Consider the following 16,107-nt stretch of genomic DNA (forward strand, 5'->3'; position numbering starts at 1 on the left):
CTGGCGCGCATGGCGGAAAGGAACACAAGCAGCATGTCCAACTTTTCTGGTTTTTCCGGTTTCTCTTATCCCTCCCTCCGGCAAGCGCTGTCCGTCGCGGTCGCCGCGCTCGGCATCGTGGCATCGGGCGCTGCGATGGCGCAGGAGCAGACCCTGCGCGTCGGTACCGTCAGCGGCCCGGACGCGCAAGTCTGGCAGGTGGTGCAGAAGGTCGCCAAGCGCGAAGGGCTCAATATCAAGGTCGTCGAGTTCAACGACTATGTGCAGCCCAACGCCGCGCTCGACGCCGGCGACCTCGACGCCAACAGCTTCCAGCATCAGCCTTACCTGGACAGCCAGGTGAAGCAGCGCGGCTACAAGATGGTCAGCGTGGGCTACACGTATATCTCTCCGCTGGGCATCTACTCGCAGAAGCTGAAGTCGCCCAAGGACCTGCCGCAAGGCGCCAAGGTCGCCGTGCCCAACGATCCCTCCAATGAGAACCGCGCGTTGCTCCTGCTGGCCGCGCAGGGCGTGATCAAGCTCAAGAGCGGTGTCGGTACCAACGGCGTCAACGCCACGCCGCTGGACGTGAGCGACAACCCGAAGAAGCTGAAGCTCGTCGAGCTCGACGCCGCGCAACTGGCGCGCTCGCTGCCCGACGTGGCCGCGGCGGTGATCAACACCAACTACGCGCTCGCCGCCGGCCTGCAGCCCACCCGCAACGCCATCGCGCTGGAAGACATCCACAGCCCGTACGCCAACATCATCGCCGTGCGCACGCAGGACAAGGACAAGCCGTGGGTGAAGAAACTGGTCGCGGCTTACCAGTCAGAAGAGGTACGGCAATTCATGAAGAACGAGTTCAAGGGCGCAATGGTGCCGTCGTTCTGATCGGGCAGGTGGCCGTGGACATTAAGTTGTCCCGGTTGCGCAAGCCTGACAGTCAAGCCCTTTCGGATCGCAAGGACCGAAGGGGCTTTTTGTTTGTGGCCGGCCGCTATTCCCTGGGCATGAACGTGATGTTGACGCCGGGGGGCGCCACGCCGTTCTCGTCGCGCGGCAGCGGGTCGGATCGCTCCACCGCGCGCAGCACGGCGTTGTCCCAGCCGGCATTGCCGCTGGATTTGGTGAGCCGCACCGACAGCAGCGAGCCATCCGGCGCCATGCGCACCGCGACCACCGCGGCCGGGTTGCCGGCGATCTCTTCGGTAAAGATGATGTTCGGCTTCACGCGGCGCCGCACGCGGTCCGCGTAGCCGGGCGAGGCGTTGCCGCCAGCACCGGCGCCGGTGCCCGCGCGGCTGCCTACGCCACCGGTGGTGGGAGCGCTGTTGGCCATGGCCTGCAGGCGCGCTAGTTCGCTCTTGCGCTGCTGCTTCAAGGCCGCCTGGCGCTCCGCCTCTCGTGCCTGGCGCTCGCGCTGGTCGGCCTGCCTGGCTTCCTCGGCCGCGGCGGCCTGCTTGCGCTTCTGAGCCTGCAGGGCGATGTCGGCGTTGTCGTCCGGCTCCGGCTTCAACACGGGCTGCGGTTCCACGGGCGTCGGCTGGACCACCGGCTGGGGCTGCGCAATCTCGGGCACGGTGTCCCACAGCTCCGCCTCCACGCCGGCCGGCGTGCGGCTCTGCCAATGCACCCCGTAGTAAAGCATCAAGCCCAGCAGCATATGCATGAACAGAGCCAGCAGGAAACACTTCAGCGTTCCTCGCTCCTGCACCTGTTGATACGGATGGGCGATGGTCATCATGACGCGCGGCAGGCCACGGACGGGCGATGCATAGTCAGTGCTGTGTCACTCTGGAATCACTCTCACATCCCTGTGGAAGGAGGTGGTGCAATGCTCTGTGCGCGGCCCCGCGCATGGCATCCACTGCATGCAGCTTAGGTCGGCATCGTTGCGGTAGGCAAGCGGGAGTCTCCGCCGCGGGGTGCTCTGAAGGTGGAGCGTAGATCCGGCGAGGATAGAAATCGATCGCAAGAAAGCAGAAGCCCCAAAAGCAAAACCCCTCCCGATCTTGCGATCGGGAGGGGTTTTTGTTGTAGCCCGTTTCCAGGCTTCAACGAATATGGTGGCGAATCAGGGACTCGAACCCCGGACCTGCGGATTATGATTCCGTCGCTCTAACCAACTGAGCTAATTCGCCGAACAAGACCGAGATTATACATGGCATTTTGAGGCTGTCAACACCACTTCTTCAAAAACTTTTGAGGGCGTCGAATGGCACGGCATGCACCCTGCAGCCTGCAAAAAAAAGGCGGGCCTTGCGGCCCGCCGGTGGAGCGACTGACTACCGGATCAGTCGTGCATGAGGCTGGTGCCCTGGACGACGGGCCGGCTCACGCGCCTTCAGTCGTTGGCGTAGATATCCACGTCCTTGGTTTCACGGATGAACAGCGAGCCGAGGACCAGGGTGATGCCCGCGATGATGATCGGGTACCAGAGGCCGTAGTAGATGTTGCCGTTCTGTGCCACCAGCGCGAAGGAGATGGTGGGCAGCAGGCCGCCGAACCAGCCATTGCCGATGTGATACGGCAGCGACATGGACGTGTAGCGGATCCGGGTCGGGAACATCTCCACCAGCATGGCCGCGATCGGGCCGTACACCATGGTCACGTAGATCACCAGGATGACGAGGACCACCAGCACCATGATGGTGTTCATCTGCGCGGGGTCCGCCTTGGTCGGGTAGCCGGCCGAGGCCATCGACTCGCCCACCTGCTTCTTGAACGCAGCGATCTGCTTCTTGCTCGCATCGTCGAAGCTGTGGCCTGCCGGCACCAGCGAGGCGTTGAAGGAAGCGATCTCCTTGTCGCCGATCTTCACCGAGGCTACGGTGCCGGCCGGGGCCTCCACCACTTCATAGCTGGCCGAAGCTTGTGCCAGGGTCCGCTTGACGATGTCGCAGGAGCTGCGGAAATCGATTTCGCGGGCGATCGGGCTGCCCTGGAAGGAGCATTGCTTCGGATCCGCGGTCACCACGATCTGGGCGCTTTGCTGCGCGCGCTCCAGGGCCGGGTTGGCGTAGTGGGTCAGGGCCTTGAACAGCGGGAAGTAGGTCAGCATCGCCAGCGCGCAGCCGGCCATGATGATCCACTTGCGCCCGATCTTGTCCGACAGCGAGCCAAAGAAGATGAAGAACGGCGTGCCGATCACCAGGGCGCCCGCGATCAGCAGGTTGGCGGTGGTGGCGTCGACCTTGAGCACCTGGGTCAGGAAGAACAGCGAGTAGAACTGGCCGGTGTACCAGACCACGGCCTGGCCGGCGGTCAGGCCGATCAGCGCCAGGATCACGATCTTCAGGTTGCGCCATTGGCCGAATGCTTCGGTCAGCGGGGCCTTGGAGGTCTTGCCTTCGGCCTTCATCTTCTGGAAGGCGGGCGATTCGCTCATCGACAGGCGGATGTAGACCGACACGCCGAGCAGCAGGATCGAGACCAGGAACGGAATGCGCCAGCCCCAGACTTCAAAGTTCGCGCCCGTCATGTTGCGGCACACCAGGATCACGATCAGCGACAGGAACAGGCCGAGCGTGGCGGTGGTCTGGATCCATGCGGTATAGGCGCCGCGCTTGCCGTGCGGCGCGTGCTCGGCCACGTAGGTGGCGGCACCGCCGTACTCGCCGCCGAGCGCCAGGCCCTGCAGCATGCGCAGCCCGATCAGGATGATCGGGGCGGCCCAGCCGATGCTGGCAAATCCCGGCAGCAGGCCCACGATGAAGGTCGAGGCACCCATGATCAGGATGGTTACCAGGAAGGTGTACTTGCGCCCGATCATGTCGCCCAGGCGGCCAAACACCAGCGCGCCGAACGGCCGCACGATGAAGCCGGCGGCAAATGCCAGCAGGGCGAAAATGAAGGCGGCGGTTGGATCGAGGCCGGAGAAGAACTGCTTGGCGATGATGGCCGCCAGCGAACCGTAAAGATAAAAGTCGTACCACTCGAACACCGTCCCGAGCGAGGAGGCAAAGATCACCTTCCTCTCTTCGGCAGTCATTGCCGAGTTCTGGGCGCTGCCCCCGGGCATCGCCACGTTTTGTGCGTTGGCCATTGTCTCCTCCGTTTGTGATCGGAATCTTTCGGGCTGGCGGCCGGCACGCTCTCGCTCTCTGGCGGACGCGCGACAACCTCCGAAGTTGCAATGGATTGTGGGAGGCGAACCTTACTGCGTTCTGACAATGTCGGCCGAGTTCGCCACTAAACGCTCGGGGTATACGCTAGGCGCAAAGCAGGCCTGGCGGTGCTGCGCCGCGGTGCGAAAGGTGTCAGGCGGGTCTGTGTGAGTCGGTGATGCGTGGCGGTGCCGGGATCTTGCTATGCAGCATCGTCACGCTGGCGGGCGGGCACGGGCGGCACGCCGGCGTCATCGTCTTCATCGCGGTTCATGCGCCAGGCATAGATTGCCGCCATCAGGACGTAGACGATCAGCGCGCCCTGCGCGCCGACCCAGAACGAGAAGGGCCAGCCGAAGAAATCGAAGCGCAGCTCACGGGCATACCAGGCGACCACGAAGGTGACGACGAACCAGATCGACAGCAGCACGGCAATCCAGCGCAGGTTGCGATGCCACGCGCGGCGCTCGGACTGATCGGCCTGGTCGCGCCCGCCGCGCGTGTGGTCGGGGTCGGTCATGCAGGCTCCAGGGGAGATGGCCGGCGCAGCGTGATGCGAAAGCACGCGCCGGCCAGGCGCGGCTCCGTCTGGTAGACGTGGTCGAGAATGCTCACATCGCCGCCGTGCTGCTGCACGATCTCGCGCACGATGGCCAGGCCCAGGCCACTGCCCTGGGTCTTGGTGCCGAGCACGCGGTAGAACCGTTCCATCACGCGCTCGCGCTCGGCCACCGGGATGCCGGGGCCGGTGTCTTCCACGTCGAGATACGCGAAGGGCTCGAAGGCATCCGCGCTGACGCGCACGGTGGCGTGGCCATCGGCCGGCGTGTAGCGGATGGCGTTGTCGATCAGGTTGTTGAGCATCTCGGTAAGCATCAGGCGATTGCCTTGCACCATCACCGGGTGGTCGTCGGCATCCACGCCGAGATCGATGCGGCGCGCCCACGCCTGCGGCAGCCAGTCCTTGACCACCTCGCGCGCGAGCGCGGCCAGGTCCAGTGGCGCCATGCTGCCGGCGCCGGCCAGGTTCTCCATGCGCGCCAGCGACAGCAGCTGTGTCACCAGGTGGGCCGCGCGCTCCGAGCTGCCGGCGATCTGCGCCAGCGACTTGCGCAGCTCCTCGGGCGATTGCTCGCGCTGCGCCAGCTCCGCCTGCATGCGCAGCCCGGCCAGCGGCGTCTTCATCTGGTGGGCGGCATCGGCGATAAAGCGCTTTTGCGTCTGCACGGAAACGTCGAGCCGCGCCAGCAGGTCGTTGAACGAGGCCACCAGCGGCGTGATTTCCTGCGGCGCGGCGTGTTCGTCGATGGGGCTGGTGTCGCCGGGGTTGCGCGCGCGGATGCGCTGCTGGATCGAGGTCAGCGGGGCCAGCCCGCGTGTGAGGCCGAACCACACCAGCACCACCGCCAGCGGCAGGATCACGAACTGCGGCAGGATCACGCCCTTGATGATTTCATTGGCCAGCCGCGCGCGCTTGTCGAGCGTCTCGCCAACCTGCACCAGCACCGGCTGCGCGTCGCCCGCCTGCTTCAGGTCGACGTAGGTGTAGGCCACGCGCACGTCGTTGCCCGCGATGCGGTCGTCGCGCAGCGAGACCAGCCCGGCGTGGCCGCGATCGTCCTCGCCGGGCAGTGGCATGTCGTTGTCCCCGGCGACGAACTCGCCATGCGTGCCCACCACCTGGTAGTAGATGTTGTCGGTTTCATCGGCCCGCAGGATTTCGCGCGCGGACAGGGGCAACTGCAGCGTGACGCGCCCGTTGACCTCGCGCACCTGCTGCGACAGCACGATGGCGCTGGCCTCCAGCGAGCGGTCGAAGGGCCCGTTGGCAATGGACTTCGCCACCAGGTAGGTCACGGCAATGCTCATCGGCCACAGCAGCAGCAGCGGCGCCAGCATCCAGTCCAGGATTTCGCCGAACAGCGAACGCGGCGACGGATGGCCCGCGCTGTCTTCAAGGTGCGGCAGGGCGTCGGCCAGCGTTTCGTCGCTGACGATCTCATCGGGCGGGGAGGGCGCGCGCGCGGGCCGTGCGGCCCGCGCGCGCCGCCGGGGCAGTCGCAGCAGGCTCATGGGGAGGAGGTGGTCGGGCAGGTCTTGGCGGTGTCGCCGGCATGCCGTCAAAGGGAAACGGCGCCGATGCCGATTCCGATTCCGATTCCGATTCTAATGGCGCTTTCTAGTCGTGCGTCACGGCGGCCTGGAATTTCTCCAGGCAGTAGCCCAGCCCGCGCACCGTGGCAATGCGGATCCCGCCCACCTCGATCTTCTTGCGCAGCCGGTGCACATAGACTTCGATGGCATTGTTGCTGACCTCCTCGCCCCATTCGCACAGGTGGTCGACCAGTTGCTCCTTCGATACCAGCCGCCCGGTGCGGGTGAGCAGGATCTCCAGCAGTCCGACCTCGCGCGCGGAGAGATCCAGCATCTGCTCGTTCAGGTAGGCGATGCGGCCAACCTGGTCGAAGGCCAGCGGGCCGTGGTGCGTGAGCGTGGCGCCACCGCCGGCGCCGCGCCGCACCAGCGCGCGCACGCGGGCTTCCAGCTCGGACAGGGCGAAGGGCTTGGCCATGTAGTCATCGGCGCCCAGGTCCAGGCCCTTGACGCGCTCATCGACGCCGTCCGCCGCGGTCAGGATCAGCACCGGCAGCATGGCGCCGCGCGTGCGCAGGCGCTTGAGCACTTCCAGCCCGGGCATGCGGGGCAGGCCGAGATCGAGGATCAGGAGGTCGAAGGTCTGGGTCGAGAGCGCCGAGTCGGCTTCAACCCCACTGGCAACATGGTCGACGGCATAGCCGGAGTGACGTAATGAGCGTGTCAGGCCATCTGCCAGCACATCGTCATCTTCGGCGATCAGAATACGCATGGTTGTCTCCACCCTGGCCGGCTTAGTCGTCGCTTTACATCAAATGACGCGTGCGGGACTTGCCAAGCATACTGTTTTTTTATACAGTACTCGCTTGATCCGGTCGCGCAGTGAGCGGGCCGGATCGTACTGAATTTAGCAACGAATGTATTACCGACGTTTGCCCAATGTTTGCCCCTGCTGCCAGGTTCATTGTCATCAGGAGTTCGCAGCGCGGCGCGGGTCGGGCGGTTACCCGCAAAAGCAGGCAGCGCGCCACATGCGGCCTATTTATACACCATTGACGGAAGGACGACCATGGATGACGGCAAGAAGGCGGGTGCTGGCGTAAGCGCCGAAAAGCAGAAGGCGCTGGCGGCCGCGCTGGCCCAGATCGAGAAGCAGTTCGGCAAGGGCTCGATCATGAAACTGGGCGAGGCCGACATCGACCAGGATATCCAGGTCGTGTCGACCGGCTCGCTGGGCCTGGACATCGCGCTGGGCGTCGGCGGGCTGCCGCGCGGCCGCGTGGTGGAAATCTACGGTCCGGAATCCTCGGGCAAGACCACGCTGACGCTGCAGGTCGTGGCCGAAATGCAAAAGCTGGGCGGCACCTGCGCCTTTATCGATGCCGAGCACGCGCTCGACGTCAACTACGCCGGCAAGCTCGGCGTGTCCGTGGGCGACCTGCTGATCTCCCAGCCCGACACCGGCGAGCAGGCACTGGAAATCACCGACGCGCTGGTGCGCTCGGGCTCGGTCGACCTGATCGTGATCGACTCGGTGGCGGCCCTGGTGCCCAAGGCCGAAATCGAAGGCGAGATGGGCGATTCGCTGCCGGGCCTGCAGGCCCGCCTGATGAGCCAGGCGCTGCGCAAGCTGACCGGCACCATCAAGCGCACCAACTGCCTGGTGATCTTCATCAACCAGATCCGCATGAAGATCGGCGTGATGTTCGGCTCGCCCGAAACCACCACCGGCGGCAATGCGCTGAAGTTCTACGCCTCCGTGCGCCTGGACATCCGCCGCATCGGCTCGATCAAGAAGGGCGATGAGGTGATCGGCAACGAAACCAAGGTCAAGGTAGTCAAGAACAAGGTATCGCCGCCGTTCCGCGAAGCCTTCTTCGACATCCTCTACGGCCAGGGCATCTCGCGCCAGGGCGAAATCATCGACCTCGGCGTGGACGCCAAGGTCGTCGAGAAGTCGGGCGCGTGGTACAGCTACAAGGGCGAGAAGATCGGTCAGGGCAAGGACAACGCGCGTGAATACCTGCGCGAAAATCCCGACATCGCCGACGAGATCGAGAACAAGGTGCGCGAGTCGCTGGGCGTGGTCCTGATGAACGGCACGCCGGCCACCGCCGGCGCCGTGGTCACCGCCGAAGACTGAGCTTCGCTGGCCGGGGCATGCCCGGCCGCGATCCCCACCCCGGGGCGGGACGCGCAGCGACGCGCGCCGCCCCGGTTTGCATTTTTGAAGTGCATCCATAAAACGCATTGATAAAGCCCGCTGTTCCTGCGCGGTATTCAAGCGCACCTTCCCCATGGCTACCCGTCCACCTCTCTCCCTGAAAGCCCGCGCCGTCGGCTACCTGTCGCGGCGCGAGCACAGCCGGGCGGAGCTGGCGCGCAAGCTGGCCCCGCACGCCGAGTCTCCCGAGGCCCTGGAGCAGTTGCTGGATGCGCTGGAGCGCGAGAACTGGCTGTCCAACGCGCGCTTTGTCGACAGCCTGGTGCACCGGCGCGCGGCCCGCTATGGCGCCGCGCGCGTGATGCAGGAAGCCCGCACCCATCAGCTCGGCGGCGATCAGCTCGCCGACCTGCAGGATCGCCTGCGCGGGTCGGAGCTGGAGCGCGGCCGCGCGGTCTGGCAAAAGCGTTTTGGCACGCCGCCCGCCACGCCCGAAGACAAGGCCAAGCAGATCCGCTTTATGGTCGCCCGCGGCTTTTCCCGCTCGGTGGTGAGCCAGGTGATCAAAGGGGCGGACGAGTGGCTGGATGGCAGTGACTGACGTTCGCCGACACGGCCGCCTCAAGTTCAAGTGATGCCGCTGTGATGCCGCGGTAATGTCACGGCCATGTCCTGCACCGGTTTCGGGCGCATACCTGCTTTGCCAGTAGGCGTATTCCGAATCTTCGCACCCTGTTCATGTCTTGATGCTTTAGGCCGTTTGCGCCGCAATGCCGTGATTTTTCCGCATGCGCGGGGCTTGCCCGTCGCTCGACAATCGCCGACAACAGCACCGCGCGCAGTTTGTTCCCGGCGAGCGTTGTCCGGCATGTTAAAATCCTGCGGTTTTCCGGCCCAGCCGTCCATTTCTCCCGCTCCTGCCTGGTGTTATGCCGCTTTCCCCGCCCGTCAATCGCGCCCTGCGTCACCGTCGTGCCATCACGGCGGAGGCCTATCTTAGGGACGATGGCCTATGGGACATCGAGGCGCGCCTGACTGACACCAAGCCGCGCGAGATTCCGCTGGCCGGCGGCGGCGTGCGCCCGGTGGGCGAGCCGCTGCACGATTTGTGGCTGCGCGTCACCATCGACCTGCGCATGAACGTCGTGGACGCCGATGCCTGTTCCGACTGGGTGCCTTATCCCGGCCAGTGCGACACCATCGGCCCGGCCTACCGCAAGCTGATCGGCCTGAACCTGATGAAGGGTTTCCGCAAGTCGGTGAAAGAGCGCCTGTCGGGCGTGGCCGGATGCACCCATTTGACCGAGTTGGCCGGCGTATTGCCGACCACCGCGATCCAGGCATTCGCCGGCGATGTGTTCAACATTCGCGACGGCGGTGCAGAAGACACCAGTACCGAACCGCCTTACCAGTTGCACGGCTGCCATGCCCTGCATTTCGAAGGCGAGGTCGTACGCCAGTTTTACCCCCGCTGGTATGGTCACCAGCCAAAACCGAGGATCAAGACCGAAGGGTCATCGACCCCGGCGGCGCAGCCAGCGGAGGCGCTCGCCGCCCCCGCCGACGGCGCCATGTCCCGCAGGTCAACCGGCACTTCTGGCTAAGCCAGGCCGGCCTGCAGTCCGCCGAGATTTCATCTCCACACTTTTACGCCTACCCGAAAGGAAACACGCATGAATATCCATGAGTACCAAGGCAAGGAAATCCTGCGCAAATACAATGTGCCGGTTCCGCGCGGCATCCCCGCGTTCTCGGTCGAAGAGGCCCTGAAGGCTGCTGAACAACTGGGCGGCCCGGTATGGGTCGTCAAGGCGCAGATCCACGCGGGCGGCCGCGGCAAGGGCGGCGGCGTGAAGGTGGCCAAGAGCATCGACGAGGTCAAGACCTACGCCACCAACATCCTCGGCATGACCCTGGTCACGCACCAGACCGGCCCGGAAGGCAAGAAGGTCAACCGCCTGCTGATCGAAGAAGGCGCTGACATCAAGAAGGAACTGTACGTCAGCCTGGTGGTTGACCGCGTTTCGCAAAAGGTCGCCCTGATGGCCTCCAGCGAAGGCGGCATGGACATCGAGGAAGTCGCTGCCCACAGCCCGGAAAAGATCCACACGCTGATCATCGATCCGTCGGCCGGCCTGCTCGACGCGGACGCTGACGACATCGCCCGCAAGATCGGCGTGCCCGACGCAAGCGTGGCGCAAGCCCGCCAGGCCCTGCAAGGCCTGTACAAGGCATTCTGGGACACCGACGCCTCGCTGGCTGAAATCAACCCGCTGATCCTGACCGGCGACGGCAAGGTGATCGCACTGGACGCCAAGTTCAACTTCGACTCCAACGCCCTGTTCCGTCACCCGGAAATCGTCGCTTACCGCGACCTGGACGAAGAAGATCCGGCTGAAATCGAAGCGTCGAAGTTCGACCTGGCCTACATCTCGCTGGACGGCAACATCGGCTGCCTGGTGAACGGCGCTGGCCTGGCCATGGCCACCATGGACACCATCAAGCTGTTCGGCGGCGAGCCGGCCAACTTCCTGGACGTGGGCGGCGGTGCCACCACCGAGAAGGTGACCGAAGCCTTCAAGCTGATGCTGAAGAACCCGAACCTGAAGGCCATCCTGGTCAACATCTTCGGCGGCATCATGCGTTGCGACGTGATCGCCGAAGGCGTGATCGCTGCATCCAAGGCCGTGTCGCTGTCCGTGCCGCTGGTCGTGCGCATGAAGGGCACCAACGAAGAGATCGGCAAGAAGATGCTGGCCGACTCGGGCCTGCCCATCATCGCTGCCGATACCATGGAAGAAGCTGCCCAGAAGGTCGTGGCTGCTGCCGCGGGCAAGTAAGCCAGACGCGAACACGAACGCCAGCAGCGCGCCGGGGCCAGGCCTTCGCGCGCTGCTTTGAGCCAAGCAAAGGATTACAGCATGTCGATTCTGATTAATAAAGACACCAAGGTCATCACCCAGGGCATCACCGGCAAGACCGGCCAGTTCCACACCCGTGGCTGCCGCGACTATGCCAATGGCAAGAACTGCTTCGTTGCCGGCGTGAACCCGAAGAAAGCGGGCGAAGACTTCGAAGGCATTCCCATCTACGCAAGCGTCAAGGATGCCAAGGCATCGACCGGCGCCACCGTGTCCGTGATCTACGTGCCGCCCGCAGGCGCCGCTGCCGCCATCTGGGAAGCCGTTGACGCTGACCTGGACCTGGTGGTCTGCATCACCGAAGGCATCCCCGTGCGCGACATGATGGAGCTCAAGGACAAGATGGCCAAGGGCAACAAGAAGACCCTGTTGCTGGGACCGAACTGCCCGGGCCTGATCACGCCTGACGAAATCAAGATCGGCATCATGCCGGGCCACATCCACCGCAAGGGCCGCATCGGCGTGGTGTCGCGCTCGGGCACGCTGACCTATGAAGCAGTCGGTCAGCTGACCGCGCTGGGCATGGGCCAGTCGTCGGCAGTCGGCATTGGTGGCGACCCCATCAACGGCCTGAAGCACATCGACATCATGAAGATGTTCAACGACGATCCCGAAACGGACGCCGTGGTCATGATCGGCGAAATCGGTGGTCCGGACGAAGCCAACGCGGCTTACTGGATCAAGGAAAACATGAAGAAGCCGGTGGTTGGCTTCATCGCTGGCGTGACCGCGCCTCCGGGCAAGCGCATGGGCCACGCCGGCGCGCTGATCTCGGGCGGTGCCGACACGGCGCAAGCCAAGCTGGAAATCATGGAAGCCTGCGGTATCAAGGTCACCAAGAACCCGTCGGAAATGGCTCGCCTGCTCAAGTCGATCCTGTAAATACCGATATGCAGCCTCCCGCCTCCGGGCGGGAAAGCTTGCCGGAGCCGGAGCGCTCGCGTGACTGCGACCGCACACCGGCTCTCCATGCCCCCGCCACCGTGCGGGGGCATGTCATTCTGGAGTACCGTTACCTAGGGTATCTCCCAAGGTGCGCGACATGCCGATTGAAACCGAATCGAAAGCTTGATACGGTAAATCTTCATGTCTGAAGACTCAGACATCCGAAATTCCGCAGGCGTCGCAGTTTTTGGCGGCGCCATGTGGCGTTCGAATCATAATTTAAGAAACTCGAGGAGCTTTACCGTGGAACTGCTGTCCTCCACCGCTTTCTGGATTGCGTTGGGATCCATCATCCTGACCAACATCGTGCTATCCGGCGACAACGCCGTGGTGATCGCGCTGGCCTCCCGCAACCTCCCGCCCGCCCAGCAGAAGAAGGCCATCTTCTGGGGCAGCGCCGCCGCCATCATCATGCGGGTGGTGCTCACGGTAGCCGCGGTCAAGCTGCTGAGCCTGCCGTACCTGAAGATCGTCGGCGCCATCCTGCTGGTCTACATCGGCGTGCAACTGCTCACCGGCGATGACGACGAAGAAGGCCACTCGGCCAAGGACAACATCTGGGCCGCGATCCGCACCATCCTGATCGCCGACCTGGTGATGTCGCTCGACAACGTGGTGGCCGTGGCCGCCGCGGCGCAGAAGGGGCCGGAAGGCAGCCAGCTGATGCTGCTGATCCTGGGCCTGGGCCTGTCGATCCCCCTGATCGTGTTCGGCAGCACCATCCTGCTCAAGGTCATGGACCGCTTCCCCATCATCATCGTGCTGGGCGCCGCGCTGCTGGGCTACCTGGCCGGTGAAATGCTGGTCAGCGACCCGGTGGACGCCGCATGGTTCGAGATGCACGTGCCGCATGCCCACCTGGTGTTCGGCGTGATCGGCGCCGCGCTGGTGGTGGTGGTTGGCAAGCTGCTGAGCAGGCGGGCGCCACAGACGGCCTGACAGGCTTTGTGGATAAGGTGGTGCCCCGTTGGGGCGCTGCCGGACAGACGGGTGGCCCGGGAGCCGCCCGTTTTGTTTTTGTGCTGTAGCGCAGGCCATGTCGCAGGCATGGCAGAGATTTCAGTGCGGTTTCAGACTGACTTAAGCCAAAACGCAGGTTTACTGACCCGCCGCGTCATACTTAGTGACAAAATTTGCGCGGGATCAACACCCGGGATGGCCCGAAGTGGCGAAAATTGTCACTCGCCGACGAGACATCAAGGCTTGGCGGCGCTGGCACGCTAAGTGCTAAGAACGTACAGCATCACATGAAACAAAATGTTTCGATTTGTATCCAAAATTCCTTCGAGGGGTCAATCATGCAACAACGGGTGCAACAAATGAAAAAACTGGGCCGCCGAGTCCAGAAGGGCTTCACGCTGATCGAACTGATGATCGTGGTTGCGATTATTGGTATCTTGGCTGCTGTGGCAATCCCCCAGTATCAGGACTATACGACCAAGGCTAAGGTCACGAATGCACTGGCATCGGTGGACTCAATTAAGACGGCGATTGCACTGTGTGGGCAAGAGGCTGGTGGCGTTCTCACGAATTGCACTACCACCGCTGCAGGCGCGGTTACAAACATTCCCGTCTTCACAGCAACGAAGGAAGTTGCTTCCGCATCCGTGACTGGTGGGACTATTACCATCAACCTGGCGACCGGAATTGCAAGTGGCGTAGATGGTCTGGTCATTACGGTTGCGCCGACCATGAATGCCGATACCGTCTCTTGGAAAAACACGACGACTGTTACCAATGCAGCCGCGCTGACTGTCATTAATAAGAATAACGCGTCCTAATGGCTCGGTGCCTACCTGACGGCGATTGCCTTAGGCTACTTTCCGGTGGCGATGAGGGATTTCCTTCAGGGCACTGGCAGTCACAATGGACTGTGCTGATGGAGCCGGTCCGCTAAGGGATCATGGAAAGCGCCTTCGGGCGCTTTTTCTTTCTCCACTCCCCAAGCTATCATCCGCCTTCTGCCCACAAGGCATAACAAGGCACCCCACATGCTGCCCTCCCGGTCAGCCATCCCTCTCAGTTTCCTGGCCGTAGCCGTCACGCTACCGCTGCTGGTCTCCCGGCACACGCTTCCGCTCGCCACCTTCTACGGCGAATGGACCTCGGCATTGCTGTTTGCGCTTGCCGTCATCGTGCTGGGCGCCTCGGCACAGCGGCAGGGCAGGAGCACGGCCTACCAGGCTGTTCCCGCCCAGTTCCCCTGGATCATTCTCTTTCCCCTCTGGCTGATCGCCACCGGCATTACGCAAACGCTGACCGGCATGGCCGATGTGTCGGGTAGCCGGTTGCTGACGGAACTCTCGCTGGCGCTGGGCGCGGCGGTGATGTGGGCTGCGTGGCGACAGGGCCGTGCTGCGTCGTCCGTGGAGCGGCAGGTGATGGTGGATGTGCTGGCCATCGCCTGGCTGGTGGCGGGGTTGCTGGGGACGCTGGCGCAATGGGTGCAGGTGTTTGGCCTGGAGCCGGACACGCTGGGGATGGTGTCCACTTACTTTTACGATGACAACCGCCGCTTGTGGGGCAACCTGAACCAGCCCAATCACCAGGCGACGGTTGCGGGCATCGCGCTGGCGGCGGCGGTGTGGCTGGCGGCGCGCGGGTGGTTGCGGGTGCCGGCCTGGCTGGCGGCGGCGTTGCTGCTGGTGAGCGGCATCGTGCTGTCCGGCTCGCGCACGGGTGTATTGCATGTGGGGCTGGCCGCGGTGTATGCGCTGGTTGCTGCCTGGATGGCGCGGGGCGGGGCGGCGTTTGGCGGTCCGGGCGATCTGGGTGGATTCGCGGGCGCCATGCAGCGCGCCGGCCACGCCGGGCGCAATCCCATGCGGCGTCCCGCCGGGCTGGCGTTTGCCGCGGTGGCCATGGTGGTTTTGCTGCTGGTCCTGCAGCCGGCGATCAAGAGCGCCGGGCAGGCCATGGACTGGCACCTGTTCGATACCGTGGCGCAGCTGCAGGGGGGCGACCAGCTCTCGTGGCGGGCTGCGATGTGGGCGCACGCGTGGGCGATGTTCCGCGCCCATCCGTGGCTTGGGGTGGGCTGGGGTGAGTATGGCTGGGCGCAGTTCCAGCAGCTCGCGCAGGTGGGCGTGAAAGTCGAGATGTCGCTGCATGCGCACAATGCCGTGCTGGATATGCTGGCCAAGATGGGCGTGATCGGCGCGGCGGGTGTGTTCCTGAGCCTGCTGGCGTGGCTATGGCGCGTGGCGCGCCAGCGCTTGTGGCGCGGGGATGCGCGCGAGCGCGCGCAGACGGGGCTGGTGCTGACCTGGCTGGCGATGCTGTGCGCGCATTCGATGCTGGAGTACCCGCTGCACTACTTGTATTTTGTGTTGCCGTTCTGCTTCATGCTGGGCTGGCTGGAGCCATCGGGGTTCGGCCGGCTGCGCATGCCGCGCGGGTTTGCCGTGCTGGCGGGCCTGGCATTCGCCGGCGTGGCGGCAGCCATCCTGACGACAATGTGGCAGGACTACCGCCGTGCGGAGGCGCGCGAGTATGCCCGTGCCGAGCGCCGGGCCGCATTGCCGATGCCGAACTTCTGGTTCCGGCAGGCTGCCGCGTCGGACGCGATCGAGGAGGCCAGGATCACGCCGGAGAACGCAGCGCAGTTGCTAGGCGCCCATATCGCCGCGGTACACCTGCTGCCGACTCCGACGCTGATCTCGCGCACCGCGTGGCTGATGGCGCTGACCGGCGACCCGGTGCAGGCCCGGGCGTGGCTGGAGCGCCTGCGTTTCTACTTTGCGGGGGATGAGGCTAACCAGTTCGCGGAACTCGCTCGCTCCTGCGCTGAAGTCGACGCAGCGGCGCGGCCGCGGGACTTCTGCGACTGGGTACAGCTGCGCGCGAAACATAAACCGGAGTGAGCCTCCCCGGCTCCCCAAGCTGCGCCGCGCCG

Annotated in this window: 15 protein-coding genes and 1 tRNA gene; 9 read left to right on the forward strand and 7 right to left on the reverse strand. The window is 64.4% G+C overall.

What is annotated here, in order from left to right:
* The first annotated feature begins 33 nt into the window (after nucleotides 1-33).
* Nucleotides 34-873, forward strand: coding sequence for a MetQ/NlpA family ABC transporter substrate-binding protein (locus A9975_RS21010; protein ID WP_183034504.1), 840 nt, complete (start codon nucleotides 34-36; stop codon nucleotides 871-873).
* A gap of 106 nt (nucleotides 874-979) precedes the next feature.
* Here the strand turns inward: A9975_RS21010 and tolA are convergent, their stop codons facing one another.
* The 6 genes from tolA to A9975_RS21040 all read right to left on the reverse strand — a co-directional run bounded on the left by tolA (nucleotide 980) and on the right by A9975_RS21040 (nucleotide 6,954).
* The gene (gene tolA, locus A9975_RS21015; RefSeq protein WP_183034505.1) at nucleotides 980-1,726 is read right to left on the reverse strand and encodes a cell envelope integrity protein TolA; all 747 of its coding nucleotides are present in this window, start codon (nucleotides 1,724-1,726) and stop codon (nucleotides 980-982) included.
* 320 nt (nucleotides 1,727-2,046) lie between these two features.
* Nucleotides 2,047-2,123: transfer RNA gene (locus A9975_RS21020), tRNA-Met, on the reverse strand.
* 203 nt (nucleotides 2,124-2,326) lie between these two features.
* Nucleotides 2,327-4,027, reverse strand: coding sequence for an MFS transporter (locus A9975_RS21025; RefSeq protein ID WP_183034506.1), 1,701 nt, complete (start codon nucleotides 4,025-4,027; stop codon nucleotides 2,327-2,329).
* 263 nt (nucleotides 4,028-4,290) lie between these two features.
* Nucleotides 4,291-4,608, reverse strand: a complete 318-nt coding sequence (locus A9975_RS21030; RefSeq protein WP_183034507.1) for a DUF4212 domain-containing protein — start codon at nucleotides 4,606-4,608, stop codon at nucleotides 4,291-4,293.
* Nucleotides 4,605-6,161, reverse strand: coding sequence for a sensor histidine kinase (locus A9975_RS21035; RefSeq protein WP_183034508.1), 1,557 nt, complete (start codon nucleotides 6,159-6,161; stop codon nucleotides 4,605-4,607). Before A9975_RS21035 ends, A9975_RS21030 begins: the two co-directional genes overlap by 4 nt.
* A 106-nt stretch (nucleotides 6,162-6,267) precedes the next feature.
* Nucleotides 6,268-6,954: a response regulator transcription factor gene (locus A9975_RS21040; RefSeq protein ID WP_150991885.1), complete on the reverse strand. Its 687-nt coding sequence runs from the start codon at nucleotides 6,952-6,954 to the stop codon at nucleotides 6,268-6,270.
* Between the two features lie 297 nt (nucleotides 6,955-7,251).
* Between A9975_RS21040 and recA the strand changes: the two genes are divergently transcribed.
* Entirely contained in the window at nucleotides 7,252-8,325 is a 1,074-nt protein-coding gene (gene recA, locus A9975_RS21045) for a recombinase RecA (protein ID WP_174428686.1), read from the forward strand.
* Between the two features lie 154 nt (nucleotides 8,326-8,479).
* Nucleotides 8,480-8,947 (forward strand): recombination regulator RecX, encoded by a 468-nt coding sequence (recX, locus tag A9975_RS21050; protein ID WP_183034509.1) that lies wholly within the window; start codon nucleotides 8,480-8,482, stop codon nucleotides 8,945-8,947.
* A 26-nt stretch (nucleotides 8,948-8,973) separates the two neighbouring features.
* Here the strand turns inward: recX and A9975_RS21055 are convergent, their stop codons facing one another.
* Nucleotides 8,974-9,252 carry a hypothetical protein gene (locus tag A9975_RS21055; RefSeq protein ID WP_183034510.1) on the reverse strand — a complete coding sequence of 93 codons (279 nt, stop codon included), beginning with the start codon at nucleotides 9,250-9,252 and terminating at the stop codon, nucleotides 8,974-8,976.
* Between the two features lie 23 nt (nucleotides 9,253-9,275).
* On the opposite strand from A9975_RS21055, the gene A9975_RS21060 reads away from it, so the two are divergent.
* The 6 genes from A9975_RS21060 (at nucleotide 9,276) to A9975_RS21085 (ending at nucleotide 16,075) form a co-directional block, all read left to right on the forward strand.
* Complete coding sequence (locus A9975_RS21060; protein ID WP_183034511.1) at nucleotides 9,276-9,950, forward strand: DUF2889 domain-containing protein; 675 nt, start codon at nucleotides 9,276-9,278, stop codon at nucleotides 9,948-9,950.
* Nucleotides 9,951-10,019: 69 nt separating this feature from the next.
* Nucleotides 10,020-11,186 carry an ADP-forming succinate--CoA ligase subunit beta gene (gene sucC / locus A9975_RS21065; RefSeq protein ID WP_043343899.1) on the forward strand — a complete coding sequence of 389 codons (1,167 nt, stop codon included), beginning with the start codon at nucleotides 10,020-10,022 and terminating at the stop codon, nucleotides 11,184-11,186.
* Nucleotides 11,187-11,267: 81 nt separating this feature from the next.
* Nucleotides 11,268-12,149, forward strand: a complete 882-nt coding sequence (sucD, locus tag A9975_RS21070; RefSeq protein WP_043343904.1) for a succinate--CoA ligase subunit alpha — start codon at nucleotides 11,268-11,270, stop codon at nucleotides 12,147-12,149.
* A gap of 306 nt (nucleotides 12,150-12,455) precedes the next feature.
* Entirely contained in the window at nucleotides 12,456-13,151 is a 696-nt protein-coding gene (locus tag A9975_RS21075; protein WP_006158059.1) for a TerC family protein, read from the forward strand.
* Between the two features lie 380 nt (nucleotides 13,152-13,531).
* The gene (locus A9975_RS21080) at nucleotides 13,532-13,993 is read left to right on the forward strand and encodes a prepilin-type N-terminal cleavage/methylation domain-containing protein (protein ID WP_183034527.1); all 462 of its coding nucleotides are present in this window, start codon (nucleotides 13,532-13,534) and stop codon (nucleotides 13,991-13,993) included.
* A gap of 210 nt (nucleotides 13,994-14,203) precedes the next feature.
* Nucleotides 14,204-16,075 carry a Wzy polymerase domain-containing protein gene (locus tag A9975_RS21085; RefSeq protein ID WP_183034512.1) on the forward strand — a complete coding sequence of 624 codons (1,872 nt, stop codon included), beginning with the start codon at nucleotides 14,204-14,206 and terminating at the stop codon, nucleotides 16,073-16,075.
* Nucleotides 16,076-16,107: the final 32 nt, after the last annotated feature.

Origin of the sequence: Cupriavidus sp. UME77 (genome assembly GCF_014170355.1) — a bacterium.
GTDB classification, from domain to species: Bacteria; Pseudomonadota; Gammaproteobacteria; order Burkholderiales; family Burkholderiaceae; genus Cupriavidus; species Cupriavidus basilensis.